Consider the following 16,679-nt stretch of genomic DNA (forward strand, 5'->3'; position numbering starts at 1 on the left):
ACGCTTGCGGCGAACTGACCTGGATCAATCCGAGGAAAGGGATGACAGCTGCGAATCGGCTGTCATCAATGCCGGTCATCCTCGTCGTCCCTGCCCTCGTCGTTCTTCTCTTCCTTCCAGGGCGCCTGCAGGTAGCGGGTGCGGTTGAAGGTTTCCAGCCAGTCCGGGTAGAAGACCACCAGGCCGGTGACCACAGTGCCGTTGATGAAGGCCTCGGGGAACATGATCAGCCACAGGTAGCCGATGAAGTCGTCCAGCCAGGGCGGCATCGGGAAGATGCCGTCCACCCACAGCAGGCCCAGGCCCAGCAGCATGCTGCACAGGGCCGCCAGCGCCGCGGGGAAGAAGCCCGAGCAGAAGATGTAGACGAACAGGTTGCGCGGCTGGCGGCGCTCGACGAACAGCGCCGCCATTTCGGTGATGAACACCGGCACCAGCACCAGCAGCACGCCGTTGACGCCGATCGCCGCCCAGTCCTGGCGCCCCAGCAGGCACAGGCCGAGCTGCGCCACCAGGCCGACGAGCAGCGCCAGCGGCCAGTCCAGCAGCAGGGTCACCGCGGTCATGCCGATGAAGTGGAAGGACAGCCCCGAGGCGAAGTCCCTGCGCACCAGCCACAGCAGGAACAGCGCCAGCATGGTGCCGAACACCAGGTGCTGGCGGCGGAAGTCGCTGACCAGTTCCACCCAGGGCGTGCGCCACGCGGCAAGCGCCAGCGCGGGCAGGTAAAGCGCCCAGCCCAGGGCCAGGCTCTCTTCCGAGAGCAGTTGCGCGGCTATCACGGGCGGACCTGCTCCAGGGCCTCACGCAGCGCGGGCGCGGAATCGTAGGCCTGGGTGGCGGTCACCCTGCCCTGCTGCAGGCTTATCCACAGCACGCTGTCCGCCGGCACCTGGAAATGGCTGGCCACCCGCGGCTCGCGGTCGAGCAGCACGCGGTAGTTGTAGTCGCGCATGGCCGGCACGGCGAACATCTTCGAGACCAGCGAGGGCATGCGGCTGATGTCGGCGACGAAGATCGCGTGCCGCCGTTCCAGGTAGCCCTGCGGGCGGCCTTCGAGCGCCGCCTTGAGCAGCTTGCCGCCGGCCATGTCGCGGGCGACCAGCAGGACCTTCAGGTCGTCGTTCTGAGTGTAGGGCTTTTCGTACTGGTCGAGCAGCGTCCACCCCGCCGGGGGCACCTCCTCGCCAGCGGCCTGGGCCAGCAGCGGGACCAGGAACAACAACAGTGCGGCACACAGGCTTCTCATGCTCAGGCTCCAGCGGAATAGACCAGGATGTCGTCGCGCCGCCCCCAGCCGGCCTGGCCCTCCCAGAAGGCCAGGGCTTCGGGCGCGTCGCGCAATACGAAGACATGGGACTTGCCGATGCCCAGCCGCGCCAGGCGTGCCAGCGCCTCGTCGAGCAGGCGCCGGGCCAGCCCGCGGCCCCGGTAGGGCGCATCCACCACCAGGTGCTGCAGGTAGCCGCGGCGGCCGTCGTGGCCGACCAGCAGGCTGCCGATCAGTTGTCCCTCGGCCTCCAGCACCAGGCTGAGGCCGGGGTTGCGCGCCAGGTAGGCGGCGAAGGGTTCGAAGTCGTCGTCGCGGCGCAGTTGGATGCCCGGCGTGCGCGCCCAGAGGGCGATGAGCCGCGGGTGATCGGCAGTCGATGCGCTGCGCAGGAACATGCTGAAGGGCTCCGGGGAAGGACCGCCACAGTGTACACAGGGCGCCGCCAACTCCGGCACTTTTGCCCGGCCATGGGGTGAGGCGCCATGTCGCAGCGGGACCGAAGCGCCAGTAGCGGCTAAGCTGTTGATATGAATGAAACCGATTACCTGCACCTGCTCCGGCGCCAGGCGGAACTGGCCAATGAGTTCCTCTCCAACGCGCGCAAGTGGGACCGGGAGTGCTGGGCCTGCGAGCGCCTGCTGCAGACGCTCAAGGTACCCTTTCGCCAGGAGGAGTTCATCGCGCCGGAACAGCAGCCACCGGACGTGCTGTTCCGCGATGCCTGCTTCGAGGTGTTCTTCGTCCTCGACGAGGGTCGCCGGCTCAACGAGGAATGGCGCGAGGAGCTGCAACGCCGGCGCCTGGCCCAGAGCCTGCGCCAGTTGATCCGCCGCGAGCAGAAGCCGCGGCGGATCAACTGCAGCGAGCTGCAGCGGCGCCTGGCGCCGACCCTGCGCAAGAAGGCGCACAACTACAGCGAGCGCGGCATCGACCCAGGCGAGCTGGACCTGCTCGCCTTCGTCAGCCTCAAGCGCGAGACGCCGGACTTCAACACCCCCTTTCCGCCGCCCACGGAGTTCCTGCGTCAGGGCTGGCGTTCGCTGTCGCTGGTGGGGCCGAACTTCGCCCGGGTGATCTTCGCCCACGAGGACGCCCCGGATTTCCTGCGTAGCCAGCTCGGCCGCGTGGTGCTGCTCGACAATGGTGTCGGGCTCTGACCGACGGGTCGGATTGAGCGCGAGCCAACACCCGACTAGAATGCTCGGCATTAGAAACGGAGGCCGCCCATGCCCAGTCGCTTGAGCCCCGAAGACCAGCAGAAGGTCGAGCAGTACCTCAGCTCGCCCGTTCACCAAGTCGAGCGTGCACCTTTCAAGCCCTGGCTGATGATGGCCGGGCTCACCCTCGTGGTCATCGTCCTGGGACTGCTCAGCCGCCTCCTGGCCTACCTCGCGCACTGAGCGCCGCCGGCCTGCACAGGATTCCCTAGCTATGAGTACGTCCCATGTCCCATCGTATCGTGATCGTCGGCGGCGGCGCCGGCGGGCTGGAGCTCGCGACCCGTCTCGGCCGCACCCTGGGTAAAAAGGGTCGCGCCCAGGTCACCCTGGTCGACGCCAACCTCACCCACATCTGGAAACCCCTGCTGCACGAAGTGGCCGCCGGCTCGCTCAACTCCGCGGAGGATGAGCTGAACTACGTCGCCCAGGCGAAATGGAACCACTTCCAGTTCCAGCTCGGCCGGATGAGCGGGCTGGACCGCACGACCAGGCGCATCCAGCTGGCCGCCACCCTCGACGAGGACGGCAGCGAGCTGCTGCCGGCGCGCACCCTGGGCTACGACACCCTGGTCCTGGCCATCGGCAGCACCACCAACGACTTCGGCACCGCCGGGGCCGCGCAGCACTGCATCTTCCTGGACACCCGCGAGCAGGCCGAGCGCTTCCACAAGCAGTTGCTCACCCACTACCTGCGCGCCCATGCCCGCCAGGGCGAGGACGACCAGATCAGCGTGGCCATCGTCGGCGCCGGCGCCACCGGCGTCGAGCTATCGGCCGAGCTGCACCATGCCGCGCAGGAGCTGGCGGCCTACGGGCTGAACGGTATCCAGCCGGAGAACATGCGCATCACCCTGATCGAGGCCGGCCCGCGGGTACTGCCGGCGCTGCCCGAGCGCATCAGCCAGCCGGTGCACCGCACCCTGGAGAAGCTCGGCGTGCGCGTGCTGGTCGGCTCGCCGGTCAGCGAGGTGACCGCCGAGGGGCTGAAGACCGCCAGTGGCGAGTTCATTCCCGCCAGCCTCAAGGTCTGGGCCGCCGGCATCCGCGCCTCCAGCCTGCTCAAGGACCTCGACGGCCTGGAGAGCAACCGCATCAACCAGTTGGTGGTGCGCCCGACCCTGCAGACCACCCGCGACGAGAACATCTTCGCCTTCGGCGACTGCGCCGCCTGCCCGCTCGGCGATGGCAGCGAACGTACCGTGCCGCCGCGCGCCCAGGCCGCGCACCAGCAGGCCTCGCTGCTGGCCAAGTCGCTGGTGGCGCGCCTGGAAGGCAAGCCGCTGGGGGAATACCGCTACACCGACTACGGCTCGCTGATCTCGCTGTCGCGCTTCAGCGCGGTGGGCAACCTGATGGGTAACCTGATGGGCAGCGTGAAGCTGGAAGGCTGGCTGGCGCGGATGTTCTACATCTCGCTGTACCGCATGCACCAGATGGCGCTGTATGGCTTTACCCGCACGGCGCTGATGATGATCGGCGACCGCATCGGGCGCAGTACCGAGCCGAGGTTGAAGCTGCACTGACGCGCCGGGAAACGGCGGATAACCGCGAACGATTATGCGCCCTACGCCAGGGGCCCGTACACCTGTAGGAGCGGATTCATCCGCGATCCGCTCCGTGCTCCCTGTAGGAGCGGGCCCTGCCCGCGATTCGCGCGCAGGGCGCGCTCCTACAGGAGGGTTCGGCGGTGGGCCTATTGTTCGCGAGCAAGCTCGCTCCTACGAAAAGCCGTGCGCGACCGAAGCGTAATGTTCGCGATGTTTTTCCAGGCATGAAAAAGCCGCCCCTCGGGGCGGCTTTTTCGTGCCACTGGCTTGCCTTACAGCGCGGCTACCAGCGCCGGGGCCGGCAGGCCCTGGAAGTCGATCGACATCATCAGGCTCAGCACGCTGATGGCGATGATGGAGAACGCGAACAGCTTGCGTGCCCACAGGCGATCGTCTTCGGCGCGGAAGCCCGAGACGGCGATGAACAGCCACCAGGCGCTGACCGCCAGGGCCACCACCAGGTAACCGTAGCCGGCGAAGCCGGTGACGGTCAGCAGCAGGGTGGCGGCGCCGAAGGCCAGCACGTAGTAGAGGATCTGCCGCTTGGTCGCCTCGATGCCGCGCGCCACCGGCCACACCGGGATGCCCGCCGCCTTGTAGTCGTTCAGGCGGAAGATGGCGATGGCGTAGGAGTGCGGCATCTGCCACAGGCAGAAGATCAGCAGCAGCACCGCGGCGCCCATGTCGAAATGACCAGCGGCGGCGCAGTAGCCCACCACCGGTGGCATGGCCCCGGAGAGGCTGCCCACCAGGGTGCCGTAGATCGACGTGCGCTTGAGCCAGAGGCTGTAGAAGCCGACGTAGACGACGAAGCCGAACGCCGCCATCAGGGTCGCCTGCACGTTGGTCTTCCACCCCAGCAGGCCGAAGCCCGCCAGGCCGAGCACCACGCCGTGGGCCAGGGCGGCCTTCAGCGAGATCTGCCCGGTCACGGTCACGCGGCCGCGGGTACGCTCCATGTGGCGGTCGATGTCACGGTCGATGCAGTTGTTCAGCACGCAACCACTGGCCACCACCAGCGACAGCCCGATCACCGTCGCCAGCAGCAGCATCGGGTCGACACTGCCGCGCGCGGCGAGGAAGAAGCCCCCCGCCACGGCGATCAGGTTGCCGAAGATGATGCCTGGCTTGGTCACCAGGAGATAACGCTTCAGCTTCACGTCGTCAGCCTCAGTTCACCATCGGCATCATCAGGGTGTCGGCGCTGAAGATGATCCACAGCGACAGGCCCACCACCAGCAGGATGACGATCACCGTGAAGATGAACGCCATCACGTTCCAGCGGCCTTCCGAGGACATGTTCATGTGCAGGAAGCACACCAGGTGCACCACCACCTGCACCAGGCCGAGGATGACCATGGCGAGGATGGTCGCGTGGCGGGTGAAGCCGCCGTCCATGACCATGTAGAACGGAATCGCGGTGAGGATGATCGACAGCACGAAACCGATTGCGTAGGAACCCAGGCTGCCGTGGCCGGCGCCGTGGTTGTCGTGTGCAGCGGCGCTCATTACACGGCCCCCATCAGGTAGACGACGGTGAATACGCAGATCCAGACGATGTCCAGGAAGTGCCAGAACAGGCTCAGGCACATCATCCGGGTGTTGTTCTGCGCGGTGAGGCCACGAGTGCCGATCTGCGCCATCAGCACCAGCATCCACAGCAGGCCGGCACTCACGTGCAGGCCGTGCATGCCGACCAGGGTGAAGAAGGACGACAGGAAGGCGCTGCGGCTCGGGCCGAAGCCTTCGACGATCAGGTGATGGAACTCGTTGACTTCCATCGCGATGAACGCGGCGCCGCAGAGGAAGGTCACGCCCAGCCAGGCGATGGCCTTGGCCTTGGCGCCCTTGTGCGCGGCCAGCATGGCCAGGCCGTAGGTGCAGCTGGAGATCAGCAGGATCGCGGTTTCGACGGCCACGTAGGGCAGTTCGAAGATGTCCTTGCCGCTGGGGCCGCCGGCCGTATGGCCGACGAGCACAGCGTAGGTGGCGAAGACACTGGCGAACAGGATGCAGTCGGTCATCAGGTACAGCCAGAAGCCGAAGACCGTCATGCCACCCGCGTCGTGGTGTTCGTGATCGTGGTCATGCCCCGCTTCGTGGGCGACCGAGTGTTTGCTCAATACTGCCGTAGACATGGATCAGACCTGTTTGGCGAGTTGCTGGAAGTGGCGGTTCTCGATGCGCTCGATCTCGTCCGGCTGGACGTAGTAGTCCAGGTCGGTGACGTAGCTGCGCACGATGACGGAGGCGATCATGCCGACGAAGCCGATGCCCGCGAGCCACCAGATGTGCCAGATCGCAGCGAAGCCGAAGATGAAGGCGAACAGCGCGATGGAGAAGCCAGCGGCAGTGTTCTTCGGCATGTGGATCGGCTTGTAGGACGCCGGAGCCTGGTAGGCGCGGCCGTTCTGCTTCATTTCGTGGAAGGCGTCGACGTCACGCACCACCGGCAGTTCCGCGAAGTTGTAGTACGGCGGCGGCGAGGAAGTGGACCATTCCAGAGTGCGGCCGCCCCACGGGTCGCCGGTCACGTCGGCCAGTTGCTTGCGGTTCTTGATCGAGACGAACAGCTGGATCAGCTGGCTGAGGATGCCGAACAGGATCAGCACGGCGCCGAAGAAGGCCACCACCAGGTACGGCTTCCACAGCGGGTTGTCGTAGTGGTTCAGGCGACGGGTCATGCCCATGAAGCCGAGGATGTACAGCGGCATGAAGGCCATGTAGAAGCCGACCAGCCAGCACCAGAACGAACGCTTGCCCCACTTCTCGTCCAGCTTGAAGCCGAAGGCTTTCGGGAACCAGAAGGCGAAGCCGGCCAGGTAGCCGAACACCGCGCCACCGATGATGGTGTTGTGGAAGTGGGCGATCAGGAACAGGCTGTTGTGCAGCAGGAAGTCGGCACCCGGGATGGCCAGCAGAACGCCGGTCATGCCACCGATGGTGAAGGTGACCATGAAGCCCAGGGTCCACAGGATCGGGGTGTCGAAGCGCAGGCGGCCACGGTAGATGGTGAACAGCCAGTTGAACAGCTTCACCCCGGTGGGGATGGAGATCAGCATGGTCGCAACGCCGAAGAAGCCGTTGACGTCGCCGCCCGAACCCATGGTGAAGAAGTGGTGCAGCCACACGGTGAAGCCGAGGAAGGTGATCGCGGCGCTCGCCCACACCATCGAGGTGTAGCCGAACATGCGCTTGCCGGCGAAGGTGGCGGTGACTTCGGAGAAGATACCGAAGGCCGGCAGGATCAGGATGTACACCTCAGGATGGCCCCAGGCCCAGAAGAGGTTGATGTACATCATGGCGTTGCCGCCGAGCTCGTTGGTGAAGAAGTGCATGTCCAGGTAGCGGTCCAGCGACAGCAGGCCCAGGGCCGCGGTCAGGATCGGGAAGGACGCGACGATCAGGATGTTGGCGAAGGTGCAGGTCCAGGTGAAGATCGGCATCTGCATCAGCTTCATGCCCGGGGTGCGCATCTTGAACACGGTGACCAGGAAGTTGATGCCGGTCAGCAGCGTGCCCATCCCGGATATCTGCAAGGCCCAGATGTAGTAGTCCACACCCACGCCCGGGCTGTAGGCCAGCTCGGACAGCGGCGGGTAGGCCACCCAGCCGGTACGGGCGAACTCGCCCAGGCCCAGGGACACGTTGACCAGCATCGCACTGACCACCAGCAGCCAGAAGCTGAGGGAGTTCAGGAACGGGAAGGCCACGTCGCGGGCGCCGATCTGCAGCGGCACGGCCAGGTTCATCAGGCCGGTCATGAAGGGCATGGCCATGAAGATGATCATGATCATGCCGTGCGCGGTGAAGATCTGGTCGTAGTGCTCAGGCGGCAGGAAGCCGTGGTTGGCGCCTTCGGCCAGGGCCAGCTGGCCGCGCATCATGATGGCGTCGGCGAAGCCGCGCAGCAGCATGATCAGGGCGACGATGATGTACATCACGCCGATTTTCTTGTGGTCGATGGAGGTCAGCCATTCGGTCCACAGGTAGGTCCACTTGCGGTAATAGGTGACCGCGCCGAAGACGCCGAGGCCCACAAGGGCTACGACCGCCAGCGTGATCATGATGATCGGCTCGTGGTAGGGCACGGCCGACAGAGTCAGTTTCCCGAACATCTGCGCGGTTACTCCTGGATACTCGGATTGGATTGCGATTCTGCTTCGCCTTCGGCGTGCTCACCCTTGCCTTTGCCCATGGCCAGACCGGCACGCTCGTGCTTGGTCAGGATGTGCTGGAACAGGTCGGGGGTAACCGAGGAGAAGTAGGTCGCCGGCACGTTTTCGCTCGGCTTGGCCAGCTCGGGGAAGCCTTCTTCCTGCAGGCCGGCCGGAGCGGCCTTGACCTTGGCGACCCAGTCCTGGAAGCCCTGCTCGGAAGTGGCGATGGCCTTGAACTTCATGCCGGAGAAGCCGGCGCCGCTGTAGTTCGCGGAGATGCCATCGAACACGCCTTCTTCATTGGCGATCAGGTGCAGCTTGGTCAGCATCCCGGTCATCGAGTAGATCTGGCTACCCAGCTGCGGGATGAAGAAGGAGTTCATCACGGTGTCCGAGGTGATCTGGAAGTTCACCGGGGTGTCTTTCGGGAAGGCGATCTCGTTGACGGTCGCGATGCCCTGTTCCGGGTAGATGAACAGCCATTTCCAGTCCAGCGAGACGGCCTGGATGGTGATCGGCTTGACGTCGGAATCCAGCGGGCGGTAGGGGTCCAGCTTGTGGGTGGATTCCCAGGTCAGCCAGCCGAGGATGGCGATGATGATGCAGGGCACCAGCCACACCACCACTTCGATGCGGGTGGAGTGCGCCCAGTCGGGCATGTAGGTGGCCTTGGTGTTGGAAGCGCGGTACTTCCAGGCGAATGCCAGGGTCATGACGATCACCGGCACCACCACGAGCAGCATCAGCAGGGTGCAGGTGATGATCAGCGACTTCTCGTCAGCACCGATCTGCCCCTTGGGGTCGAACAGGACCATGTTGCAACCGCCCAGGGAGAGCAGCGGGAGCAGCAAGGACAATCTCTTCAGGTATCCAGAGTACTGGTCTATTTTCATCTTGCGGCCTTAATGGATGAACATAGCTACACCGCCCATGAGATTTACCCACGCAGGGTTCATGCTCGACGAACTGCCCGCCGCGCCTTCCGAGGCGAGACGTCTTGGTGGATCCATGGGGTAGCGAATCGGCGCTGCAAGAAAACAAGGCAAAAGGAACCCAGCCCGGCTTTCGCGTAGCGAAACCGATCCGTGTGCTGATTCGTTCCGTGTTATTCAGCGTGTTGGCACCTGCCCTGCCGCTTCCTCGGAAGCCTGCCTGGCCGACACCTGTTCACGAGCGGATTGCCCTACTCGTCGTTGAGCAGAAACCCACCACAGTCAGCCCCTCGTTGTTATTCCAGCACCGCCTGCGGCGAGTGCCTGCCAAGGTTCTGCGACGCTGGAACCGAGGCGCTATGGGGTCAGGAATGGGCGGGCGATATTACAAGACATTTCAGAAACCACTGGCAAGGCCCCGCCCCTTCATTTTTAACAAGACATTTTCTCGCCAGGGTTAAGAATGGCTGCCGTGGCTGCTCGAAAAACGATCAATTCCCGCAGAAAATGCAAGGTTGGAAAATCGCTTTCCGGCGCCTTCCGAAAGCCATCGTCAAGACGCCTGGACGCCCCGCCTGGCGCGGCATACAGCCGCATCGGAAGCGGCCACTGGAAGTGGCCCTAGAACAGCTTCGCCAGTCTGGAAATGACGCCGATCAAGCCGATTGAAAATGCGCTCGCAGATGCCCTGCGCAGAGTGCGACACATCGCCGCAGCAAGCGGTTCGAGGGGGAAAAGCGTTTCAGATTCTGACGGAATGGCCGTTTTTGACTGGGCAAAAACCGGCCGGATATGACTGATTTCACGAAGGGTACAAACGGTGAAAAACATTAGCCCGGCGAAATGACAGCCTCATTACGGATGGCTCGGCTTTTCGTAGGAGCGAGCTTGCTCGCGAACCGTGCTCACCGGTGACTGCATTGTTTCGGTCTGGCTCCTTACCCTCTCCCCAGCCCTCTCCCTGAAGGGAGAGGGGGCAGACGGTGCCGAGAGAAGGCCAGGTTTCAGCCGGCAGCTCTCGGTGTTGCCGGCTGACTCCAGAACATCAGTGCCTGCCCAACGGTCCCCTCTCCCTTCAGGGCGGGGCGCGCAGCCGAGGGTTAGGGAGAGGGAGCGGAGTTGACCCCGAGCGCAGACGTCACCCGCCGGTTCGCGAGCAAGCTCGCCCCTACGAAATCGAGCAAGCCCCGCCTACCGCCTCGAATGCCACAGCCATGAAACGAAAAAACCCGCGATCTCGACGAGACCGCGGGCTTTTCGTTGCCGTTCGCCTAAGCGATCGGCTGGAAGATGGTGGGTCGTGTAGGATTCGAACCTACGACCAATTGGTTAAAAGCCAACTGCTCTACCGACTGAGCTAACGACCCTCGATATGGTCGGGGTAGAGAGATTCGAACTCCCGACATCCTGCTCCCAAAGCAGGCGCGCTACCGGACTGCGCTATACCCCGCTTGGAAGTTGGCTCCGCGACCTGGACTCGAACCAGGGACCCAGTGATTAACAGTCACTTGCTCTACCGACTGAGCTATCGCGGAACGACGAGCCTTCCAATCCCTTCTACGTTTCGGCTTTCGCCGTTTCCCGTATCAGAGGCGCGCCATTTTACGGGTCTCGAACGGACTGTCAACCCTCTGATCCAAAAAGTTTTTCTTCTTTTTCTTTGCAGGCCGGCAGGCAGATTGCTATATCTGCATAAAACCCAAGTTGCCTCGCCCGCAGGCGATGAGATCACGGACAGGATCGCCCATGAGTTCGAAGGACACCCCGCCGTCTCCCAACGTCGCCAGCCGGGCCATCCAGCCACGCTTCGGCGAACTGGTACAGGGCTGCCGGCAATTGGCGATGAACCACCTGGCAGAGCTCTTGGGTGCGGTCTTCGCACAGGTCGACGACACCCTCTTCGAATGCGCCGAGAAAGCCGAGAACAACCAGGTGCAGGCGCTGTTCTTCGACAGCATGCGCGAGATCCGCCGCCAGCGCCCCACCCTCGAGCGCCTCTATCACCAGCGTTTCGCCAAGGGCCTGAGCGACTTCATGCAGGGCACCCTGCCCTCCCGGGCGCACCTGGAGGAGCTGGACGTCGAGCAGTTGTCCCTGGTCGGCAACGAGGAATACGAGGAAACCCTGCTCGTCACCAACATGGTGAACCAGGTCAAGGCGCAGTGCGCGCAGTCCCTGTTCGCCCTGGACCAGCGCCTGGCCCTGCTCAACAACGGCAGCAAGCTGGCCGAGGACAGCAACCCCTTCGGGCCCCAGGCCATCGCCCAGTGCTTCCGCGAGATGCTCGCGGAAAGCCGCTTCGCCCTGCGCATCAAGACCGTGCTCTATGTATTGTTCGACCAGCAGGTGATGCGCAACCTGCCGCCTCTCTATGAACAGCTGAACCGGCGCCTGACCGAGGCCGGCATCCTGCCCAACCTGCGCTACCGTCCCCAGCAGGGCTCGCACCCGGCACCACGCCCGGCATCACAGGCCCCCGGGCAGGCCACGCCAACGCCGCCGACAGGTGCCGCCGGCGGCAATGCCACGCAGCCCCAGGGCGCTCCGGGCGCCTCCAGCACAACCGAGGCGCCGCCGCTGGACTTCAGCGAGCTGCCGCCCTACCCGCCCAGCGACCAGCAGGCCCTTTACGGCGGCCTCAATGCCCTGCTCGCCGAACACCGGCGGCGCGGCCTGGACAACTTCGGCAACAGCGACAGCATCGTCCGCCTGACCCCACGCAGCGCCACCCGCACCTACAGCGCCGGGGAACTGCTCGACGCGCTCAACCGCCTGCAGCGCATCTCTGCCCAGGACCTCGCCCGGCGCATCCGCCAGCCCCAGGCGGTGCAGCAGTTCAAGGAAGAGCTGCACCAACAGCTGGAGGCCAGCAGCGACCACCCCGGGCAGAACAAGCTGACCGACCAGGAAGCCGACGTCATCGACCTGGTGGGCATGGTCTTCGACTTCATCCTCGATGACGAGAGCCTGCCGGACAGCTGCAAGACTACCCTCTCGCACCTGCACACCCCCTTCCTCAAGGTGGCCCTGCTGGACAAGGCGCTGTTCACCCAGCACCACCACCCGGCCCGCCGCCTGCTCAACGCCATGGCCCAGGCCGGCTCGCTGTACGGCAGCGACGGCGAGGAGCGCGGGCTGCTGGCGAAGATGCACTGGGTGGTGGAGCGGGTGATCCAGGACTTCGCCGGCGAGCTGCGCCTGTTCGACGAGCTGCTCGGCGACTTCAACGAATACATCGCCAACATCCGCCAGAAGGCCGAACTGCGCGAACGCCGCGCCACCGAGGCGGCCCGCGGCCGCGACCGCCTGCTGGGCGCGCGCGAGCAGGCGATCGAGGTCATCCGCCGGGCCACCGCCGAGCGCGAGCTGCCGCAACTGGTGCGCAACTTCCTCGACCTCAGCTGGGCGGACGCCCTGACCTTCATCCTCCTGCGCAACGGCGACGACAGCGACGAATGGCGCCGCGCCTGCGAGATCGCCGAACAACTGGCCTGGAGCGTCACGCCGCAGGACAGCGCCGGCCGTGAGCGCCTGCAGGCCCTGCGCCCGGCGCTGCTGGAGGACCTGCGCAAGGGCCTGGAAGTGCTCGGCGGCTACCATGAGGACGGCATTCGCCGCCTGCTGCAGGACCTGGTCGCCTGCCAGCACGCGATCCAGGCCCAGCAGCCTGAAATCGCCGCCAAGCTGCACCCCGAACTGCCGGAAAGCCCGCTGGGGGCGATGCTCGACGGCGAAACCGTGGCCGAGCGGCAGACCGAGGAAAGCCTGTCCATCCGCGCCCGGGCGATCATGGAGGAGCTGCGCCGCATCGAGTTCGGCACCTGGTTCGAGTTCACCGACAGCACGCCGCCACGGCGCCTCAAGCTGTCCTGGTTCAGCCCCACCACGCGCAACTATATGTTCGTCGACCACCTGGGGCAGCGCGTCGCGGTCAAACCCATCGGCCAGTTGGCACTGGAGATGGAACAGGGCAAGGTACGCCTGGCCGGGGCCGGACAGCAGCCCCTGGTCGACCGCGCACTGGGTGCCATCTACCGCATGTTGCAGCGCTTTGCCGGGCGCCCCAACAGCCCATCCGAGGAGTAAGCGATGGACGAACGCCGCCAGCACAACCGGCACCGCACGGACCTGAAGGTCGAGGTCTTCGACCGCCACACCGGACGCAGCCTCGGCCGCCTGGCCGACCTGTCCATCGAAGGCTTCATGCTCTGTGGCGTCGACGTGCCGGCGGCGGACTCGGTGCTGGAATGCCGCCTGGTGCCCCTGCCGCCGCTGCACGAGGTGGGCGAGATAACGCTGGGCGCCGACTGCCTGTGGAGCCGCAAGGGCACCGATGGCCAACTGGACTGGGCGGGTTTCCACATCATCGACCTGGCGGACGACCAGGCGAAGGCGCTGGAAGAGCTGATCGCGCATCTCTGAGGGGGCTTCGCGCTATGCGAACCATCCTCCGATATCCCATCACTTGGTGAGCTCCTCGTAGGAGCGAGCTTGCTCGCGAATGGCAGCCGCCGGTAGCGCAGGTGCTTCAGGTTTACTCCGCCCCCTCTCCCCAGCCCTCGACTGCGCGCCCCGCCCTGAAGGGAGAGGGGGCTTGTCCGTGCCGAGGAAGGCCTGGTTCCAACCGGCAGCCTTTGGCATCGCCGGCTGACTCCAGAACACCAGCGCCTGCCCAACGGTCCCCTCTCCCTTCAGGGAGAGGGTTAGGGAGAGGGCGTTCTTCAGGACATGCACCGAACCTGACCAGCAGAACGCTGTTCGCGAGCAAGCTCGCTCCTACAAAAGCAAAAAGCAAAAAGCAAAAAAGAAAAAGCCCCGCAATGCGGGGCTTTTTCACAGCTACCGAGGTCAGGCGAAGACGATCTCGTCGTTCTCCACCTTGGCGTGGATCTTCGCGCCGGGGAGGAACTTGCCGGCCAGGATCAGCTGCGCCAGCGGGTTCTCGATCCAGCGCTGGATCGCGCGCTTGAGCGGCCGCGCGCCGTACACCGGGTCGAAGCCGACGGCGATCAGCTTGTCCATTGCCTCTGTGCTCAGATCCAGGCTCAGCTCGCGCTCGGCCAGGCGCTTGCGCAGGCGGCCCATCTGGATCTCGGCGATGCCGGCGATCTGCTCGCGGGCCAGCGGCTCGAACACCACCACCTCGTCGATCCGGTTGATGAACTCCGGACGGAAGTGCGCGTTCACCGCGTCCATCACTGCCGCGTGCTGCGCCTCGCGGTCGCCGACCAGTTCCTGGATCTGCGCCGAACCGAGGTTGGAGGTCATCACCACCACAGTGTTGCGGAAGTCCACGGTACGGCCATGGCTGTCGGTCAGGCGGCCGTCTTCGAGCACCTGCAGGAGGATGTTGAAGACGTCCGGGTGGGCTTTCTCCACCTCGTCCAGCAGCACCACCGAGTACGGCTTGCGGCGCACGGCCTCGGTCAGGTAGCCGCCTTCCTCGTAGCCGACGTAGCCCGGCGGGGCGCCGATCAGGCGGGCCACCGAGTGTTTCTCCATGAACTCCGACATGTCGATGCGCACCAGCGCTTCCTCGGTGTCGAAGAGGAACTCGGCCAGGGCCTTGCACAGCTCGGTCTTGCCCACCCCGGTCGGGCCGAGGAACAGGAAGGAACCGCTGGGCCGGTTGGGGTCGGCCAGGCCGGCGCGGGAACGGCGCACGGCGTTGGATACAGCGACCACCGCCTCGTGCTGGCCGATGACGCGCCTGTGCAGCTCGTCTTCCATGCGCAGCAGCTTCTCGCGCTCGCCTTCGAGCATCTTCGACACCGGGATGCCGGTCCACTTGGACACGACCTCGGCGATTTCCTCGTCGGTCACCTTGTTGCGCAGCAGCTGGTTCTCCGGCTTGCCGTGCTGGTCGACCATCTGCAGGCTGCGCTCAAGGTCGGGGATCACCCCGTACTGCAGCTCGGCCATGCGGTTGAGGTCGCCCTTGCGGCGGGCCAGCTCCAGCTCGGTCCTGGCCTGCTCGATCTTCTGCTGGATCTGCGCCGAGCCTTGCACCTCGGCCTTCTCCGACTTCCAGATCTCTTCCAGGTCGGCGTATTCGCGCTCGAGCTTGGCGATGTCTTCTTCGAGCTTGGCCAGGCGTTTCTTGGTGGCCTCGTCGTCTTCCTTCTTCAGCGCCTCGCGCTCGATCTTCAGCTGGATCAGGCGGCGGTCCAGGCGGTCCAGTTCCTCCGGCTTGGAGTCGATCTCCATGCGGATGCGGCTGGCCGCCTCGTCGATCAGGTCGATGGCCTTGTCCGGCAGTTGGCGGTCGGTGATGTAGCGGTGCGACAGCTTGGCCGCGGCGATGATGGCGCCGTCGGTGATGGTCACCCCGTGGTGCACCTCGTAGCGCTCCTTCAGGCCACGCAGGATGGCGATGGTGTCTTCCTCGCTGGGCTCGTCCACCAGCACCTTCTGGAAGCGCCGCTCCAGCGCCGCGTCCTTCTCGATGTACTGGCGGTACTCGTCCAGGGTGGTGGCGCCGACGCAGTGCAGCTCGCCGCGGGCCAGGGCCGGCTTGAGCATGTTGCCGGCGTCCATGGCGCCCTCGGCCTTGCCGGCGCCGACCATGGTGTGCAGTTCGTCGATGAACAGGATGATCCGGCCTTCCTGCTTGGACAGCTCGTTGAGCACCGCCTTCAGGCGCTCCTCGAACTCGCCGCGGAACTTCGCGCCGGCGATCAGCGCGCCCATGTCCAGGGCCAGCAGGCGCTTGTCCTTGAGGCCGTCGGGCACTTCGCCGTTGACGATGCGCTGGGCCAGGCCCTCGACGATGGCGGTCTTGCCCACGCCGGGCTCGCCGATCAGCACCGGGTTGTTCTTGGTGCGCCGCTGCAGGACCTGGATGGTCCGGCGGATCTCGTCGTCACGGCCGATCACCGGGTCGAGCTTGCCGTCCTCGGCGCGCTTGGTCATGTCCACGGTGTACTTGTCCAGGGCCTGGCGCGATTCCTCGGCGTTGGGGTCGTTGACCGCCTCGCCGCCGCGCAGGTTGTTCACCGCGTTCTCCAGGGCCTTCTTCGACACGCCCTGGCCGAGCAGCAGCTTGCCGAGCTTGGCGTTGTCGTCCAGGGCGGCGAGCAGCACCAGCTCGCTGGAGATGAACTGGTCGCCCTTCTGCTGGGCCAGGCGGTCGGCCTGGTTGAGCAGGCGCGCCAGGTCCTGCGAGAGGTTCACGTCGCCCGTGGGGTTCTGGATCTTCGGCAGCGCGTCCAGCTCCTTGTTCAGGGCCGCGCGCAGGGCCGGGATATCGAAGCCGACCTGCATCAGCAGGGGCTTGATGGAGCCGCCCTGCTGCTCGAGCAGGGCAGAGAGCAGGTGCACCGGCTCGATGGCCGGGTGATCGTGGCCAACGGCCAGGGACTGGGCATCGGACAGCGCCAGTTGCAGCTTGCTGGTCAAACGGTCGATTCGCATGGAGTTCGTCCTTCCTTCTAGATAGCGGGTCGGAGCGATACCTGCCCCTGGTGAAGAAACAACCCGCCGGGATGCCAGTTAGATAAGGTCGATTTTGGCTGCTTCAAGCCATTTGGCCATGACGCCGGTCAGTT

Annotated in this window: 14 protein-coding genes and 3 tRNA genes; 5 read left to right on the forward strand and 12 right to left on the reverse strand. The window is 65.2% G+C overall.

The annotated features are described in order from the left end of the window. Positions 1-65: 65 nt before the first annotated feature. From DK254_RS13950 to DK254_RS13960, 3 genes are read right to left on the reverse strand one after another with little or no spacing between them, the layout of a single operon-like run. Positions 66-782, reverse strand: coding sequence for an energy-coupling factor ABC transporter permease (locus tag DK254_RS13950; protein ID WP_109934230.1), 717 nt, complete (start codon positions 780-782; stop codon positions 66-68). Then, a complete protein-coding gene (locus DK254_RS13955) occupies positions 779-1,249 on the reverse strand; it encodes an FAD/FMN-containing dehydrogenase (protein ID WP_109934231.1) in 471 nt (156 codons plus the stop codon). Before DK254_RS13955 ends, DK254_RS13950 begins: the two co-directional genes overlap by 4 nt. Positions 1,250-1,251: 2 nt before the next feature. Further along, positions 1,252-1,668, reverse strand: a complete 417-nt coding sequence (locus DK254_RS13960; RefSeq protein WP_089390511.1) for a GNAT family N-acetyltransferase — start codon at positions 1,666-1,668, stop codon at positions 1,252-1,254. A 132-nt stretch (positions 1,669-1,800) separates the two neighbouring features. On the opposite strand from DK254_RS13960, the gene DK254_RS13965 reads away from it, so the two are divergent. The 3 genes from DK254_RS13965 (at position 1,801) to DK254_RS13975 (ending at position 4,016) form a co-directional block, all read left to right on the forward strand. Then, positions 1,801-2,430 carry a DUF1780 domain-containing protein gene (locus DK254_RS13965; protein WP_089390510.1) on the forward strand — a complete coding sequence of 210 codons (630 nt, stop codon included), beginning with the start codon at positions 1,801-1,803 and terminating at the stop codon, positions 2,428-2,430. A gap of 69 nt (positions 2,431-2,499) precedes the next feature. Next, entirely contained in the window at positions 2,500-2,673 is a 174-nt protein-coding gene (locus DK254_RS13970) for a DUF3094 family protein (protein ID WP_009617611.1), read from the forward strand. 44 nt (positions 2,674-2,717) lie between these two features. Beyond that, on the forward strand, positions 2,718-4,016 hold the full coding sequence (locus tag DK254_RS13975; RefSeq protein WP_109934232.1) for an NAD(P)/FAD-dependent oxidoreductase: 1,299 nt from the start codon (positions 2,718-2,720) through the stop codon (positions 4,014-4,016). A gap of 296 nt (positions 4,017-4,312) precedes the next feature. Here the strand turns inward: DK254_RS13975 and cyoE are convergent, their stop codons facing one another. The 8 genes from cyoE to DK254_RS14015 all read right to left on the reverse strand — a co-directional run bounded on the left by cyoE (position 4,313) and on the right by DK254_RS14015 (position 10,667). After that, positions 4,313-5,200: a heme o synthase gene (cyoE, locus tag DK254_RS13980; protein ID WP_089390508.1), complete on the reverse strand. Its 888-nt coding sequence runs from the start codon at positions 5,198-5,200 to the stop codon at positions 4,313-4,315. Positions 5,201-5,210: 10 nt separating this feature from the next. Continuing rightward, positions 5,211-5,549, reverse strand: a complete 339-nt coding sequence (cyoD, locus tag DK254_RS13985; RefSeq protein WP_109934233.1) for a cytochrome o ubiquinol oxidase subunit IV — start codon at positions 5,547-5,549, stop codon at positions 5,211-5,213. Then, positions 5,549-6,178 carry a cytochrome o ubiquinol oxidase subunit III gene (gene cyoC, locus DK254_RS13990; RefSeq protein ID WP_109934234.1) on the reverse strand — a complete coding sequence of 210 codons (630 nt, stop codon included), beginning with the start codon at positions 6,176-6,178 and terminating at the stop codon, positions 5,549-5,551. The genes cyoD and cyoC overlap by 1 nt, the downstream gene beginning before the upstream one ends. Positions 6,179-6,181: 3 nt before the next feature. After that, positions 6,182-8,158, reverse strand: coding sequence for a cytochrome o ubiquinol oxidase subunit I (gene cyoB / locus DK254_RS13995; protein WP_109934235.1), 1,977 nt, complete (start codon positions 8,156-8,158; stop codon positions 6,182-6,184). Positions 8,159-8,166: 8 nt separating this feature from the next. Continuing rightward, entirely contained in the window at positions 8,167-9,093 is a 927-nt protein-coding gene (cyoA, locus tag DK254_RS14000) for a ubiquinol oxidase subunit II (protein WP_109934236.1), read from the reverse strand. Between the two features lie 1,330 nt (positions 9,094-10,423). Beyond that, positions 10,424-10,499 (reverse strand) — tRNA-Lys (locus DK254_RS14005). Positions 10,500-10,505: 6 nt separating this feature from the next. Further along, positions 10,506-10,582, reverse strand: a tRNA-Pro gene (locus DK254_RS14010). Between the two features lie 9 nt (positions 10,583-10,591). Continuing rightward, positions 10,592-10,667, reverse strand: a tRNA-Asn gene (locus DK254_RS14015). 211 nt (positions 10,668-10,878) lie between these two features. On the opposite strand from DK254_RS14015, the gene DK254_RS14020 reads away from it, so the two are divergent. Continuing rightward, positions 10,879-13,218, forward strand: a complete 2,340-nt coding sequence (locus tag DK254_RS14020) for a DUF1631 domain-containing protein (protein WP_109934237.1) — start codon at positions 10,879-10,881, stop codon at positions 13,216-13,218. Positions 13,219-13,221: 3 nt separating this feature from the next. Next, on the forward strand, positions 13,222-13,554 hold the full coding sequence (locus tag DK254_RS14025; protein WP_109934238.1) for a PilZ domain-containing protein: 333 nt from the start codon (positions 13,222-13,224) through the stop codon (positions 13,552-13,554). A 426-nt stretch (positions 13,555-13,980) separates the two neighbouring features. Here DK254_RS14025 and clpB read toward each other — a convergent pair whose 3' ends face one another. After that, positions 13,981-16,545 carry an ATP-dependent chaperone ClpB gene (gene clpB, locus DK254_RS14030; RefSeq protein ID WP_109934239.1) on the reverse strand — a complete coding sequence of 855 codons (2,565 nt, stop codon included), beginning with the start codon at positions 16,543-16,545 and terminating at the stop codon, positions 13,981-13,983. Between the last annotated feature and the right edge of the window lie 134 nt (positions 16,546-16,679).

The organism is Pseudomonas sp. RW407, assembly GCF_003176655.1.
GTDB lineage: Bacteria > Pseudomonadota > Gammaproteobacteria > Pseudomonadales > Pseudomonadaceae > Pseudomonas > Pseudomonas delhiensis.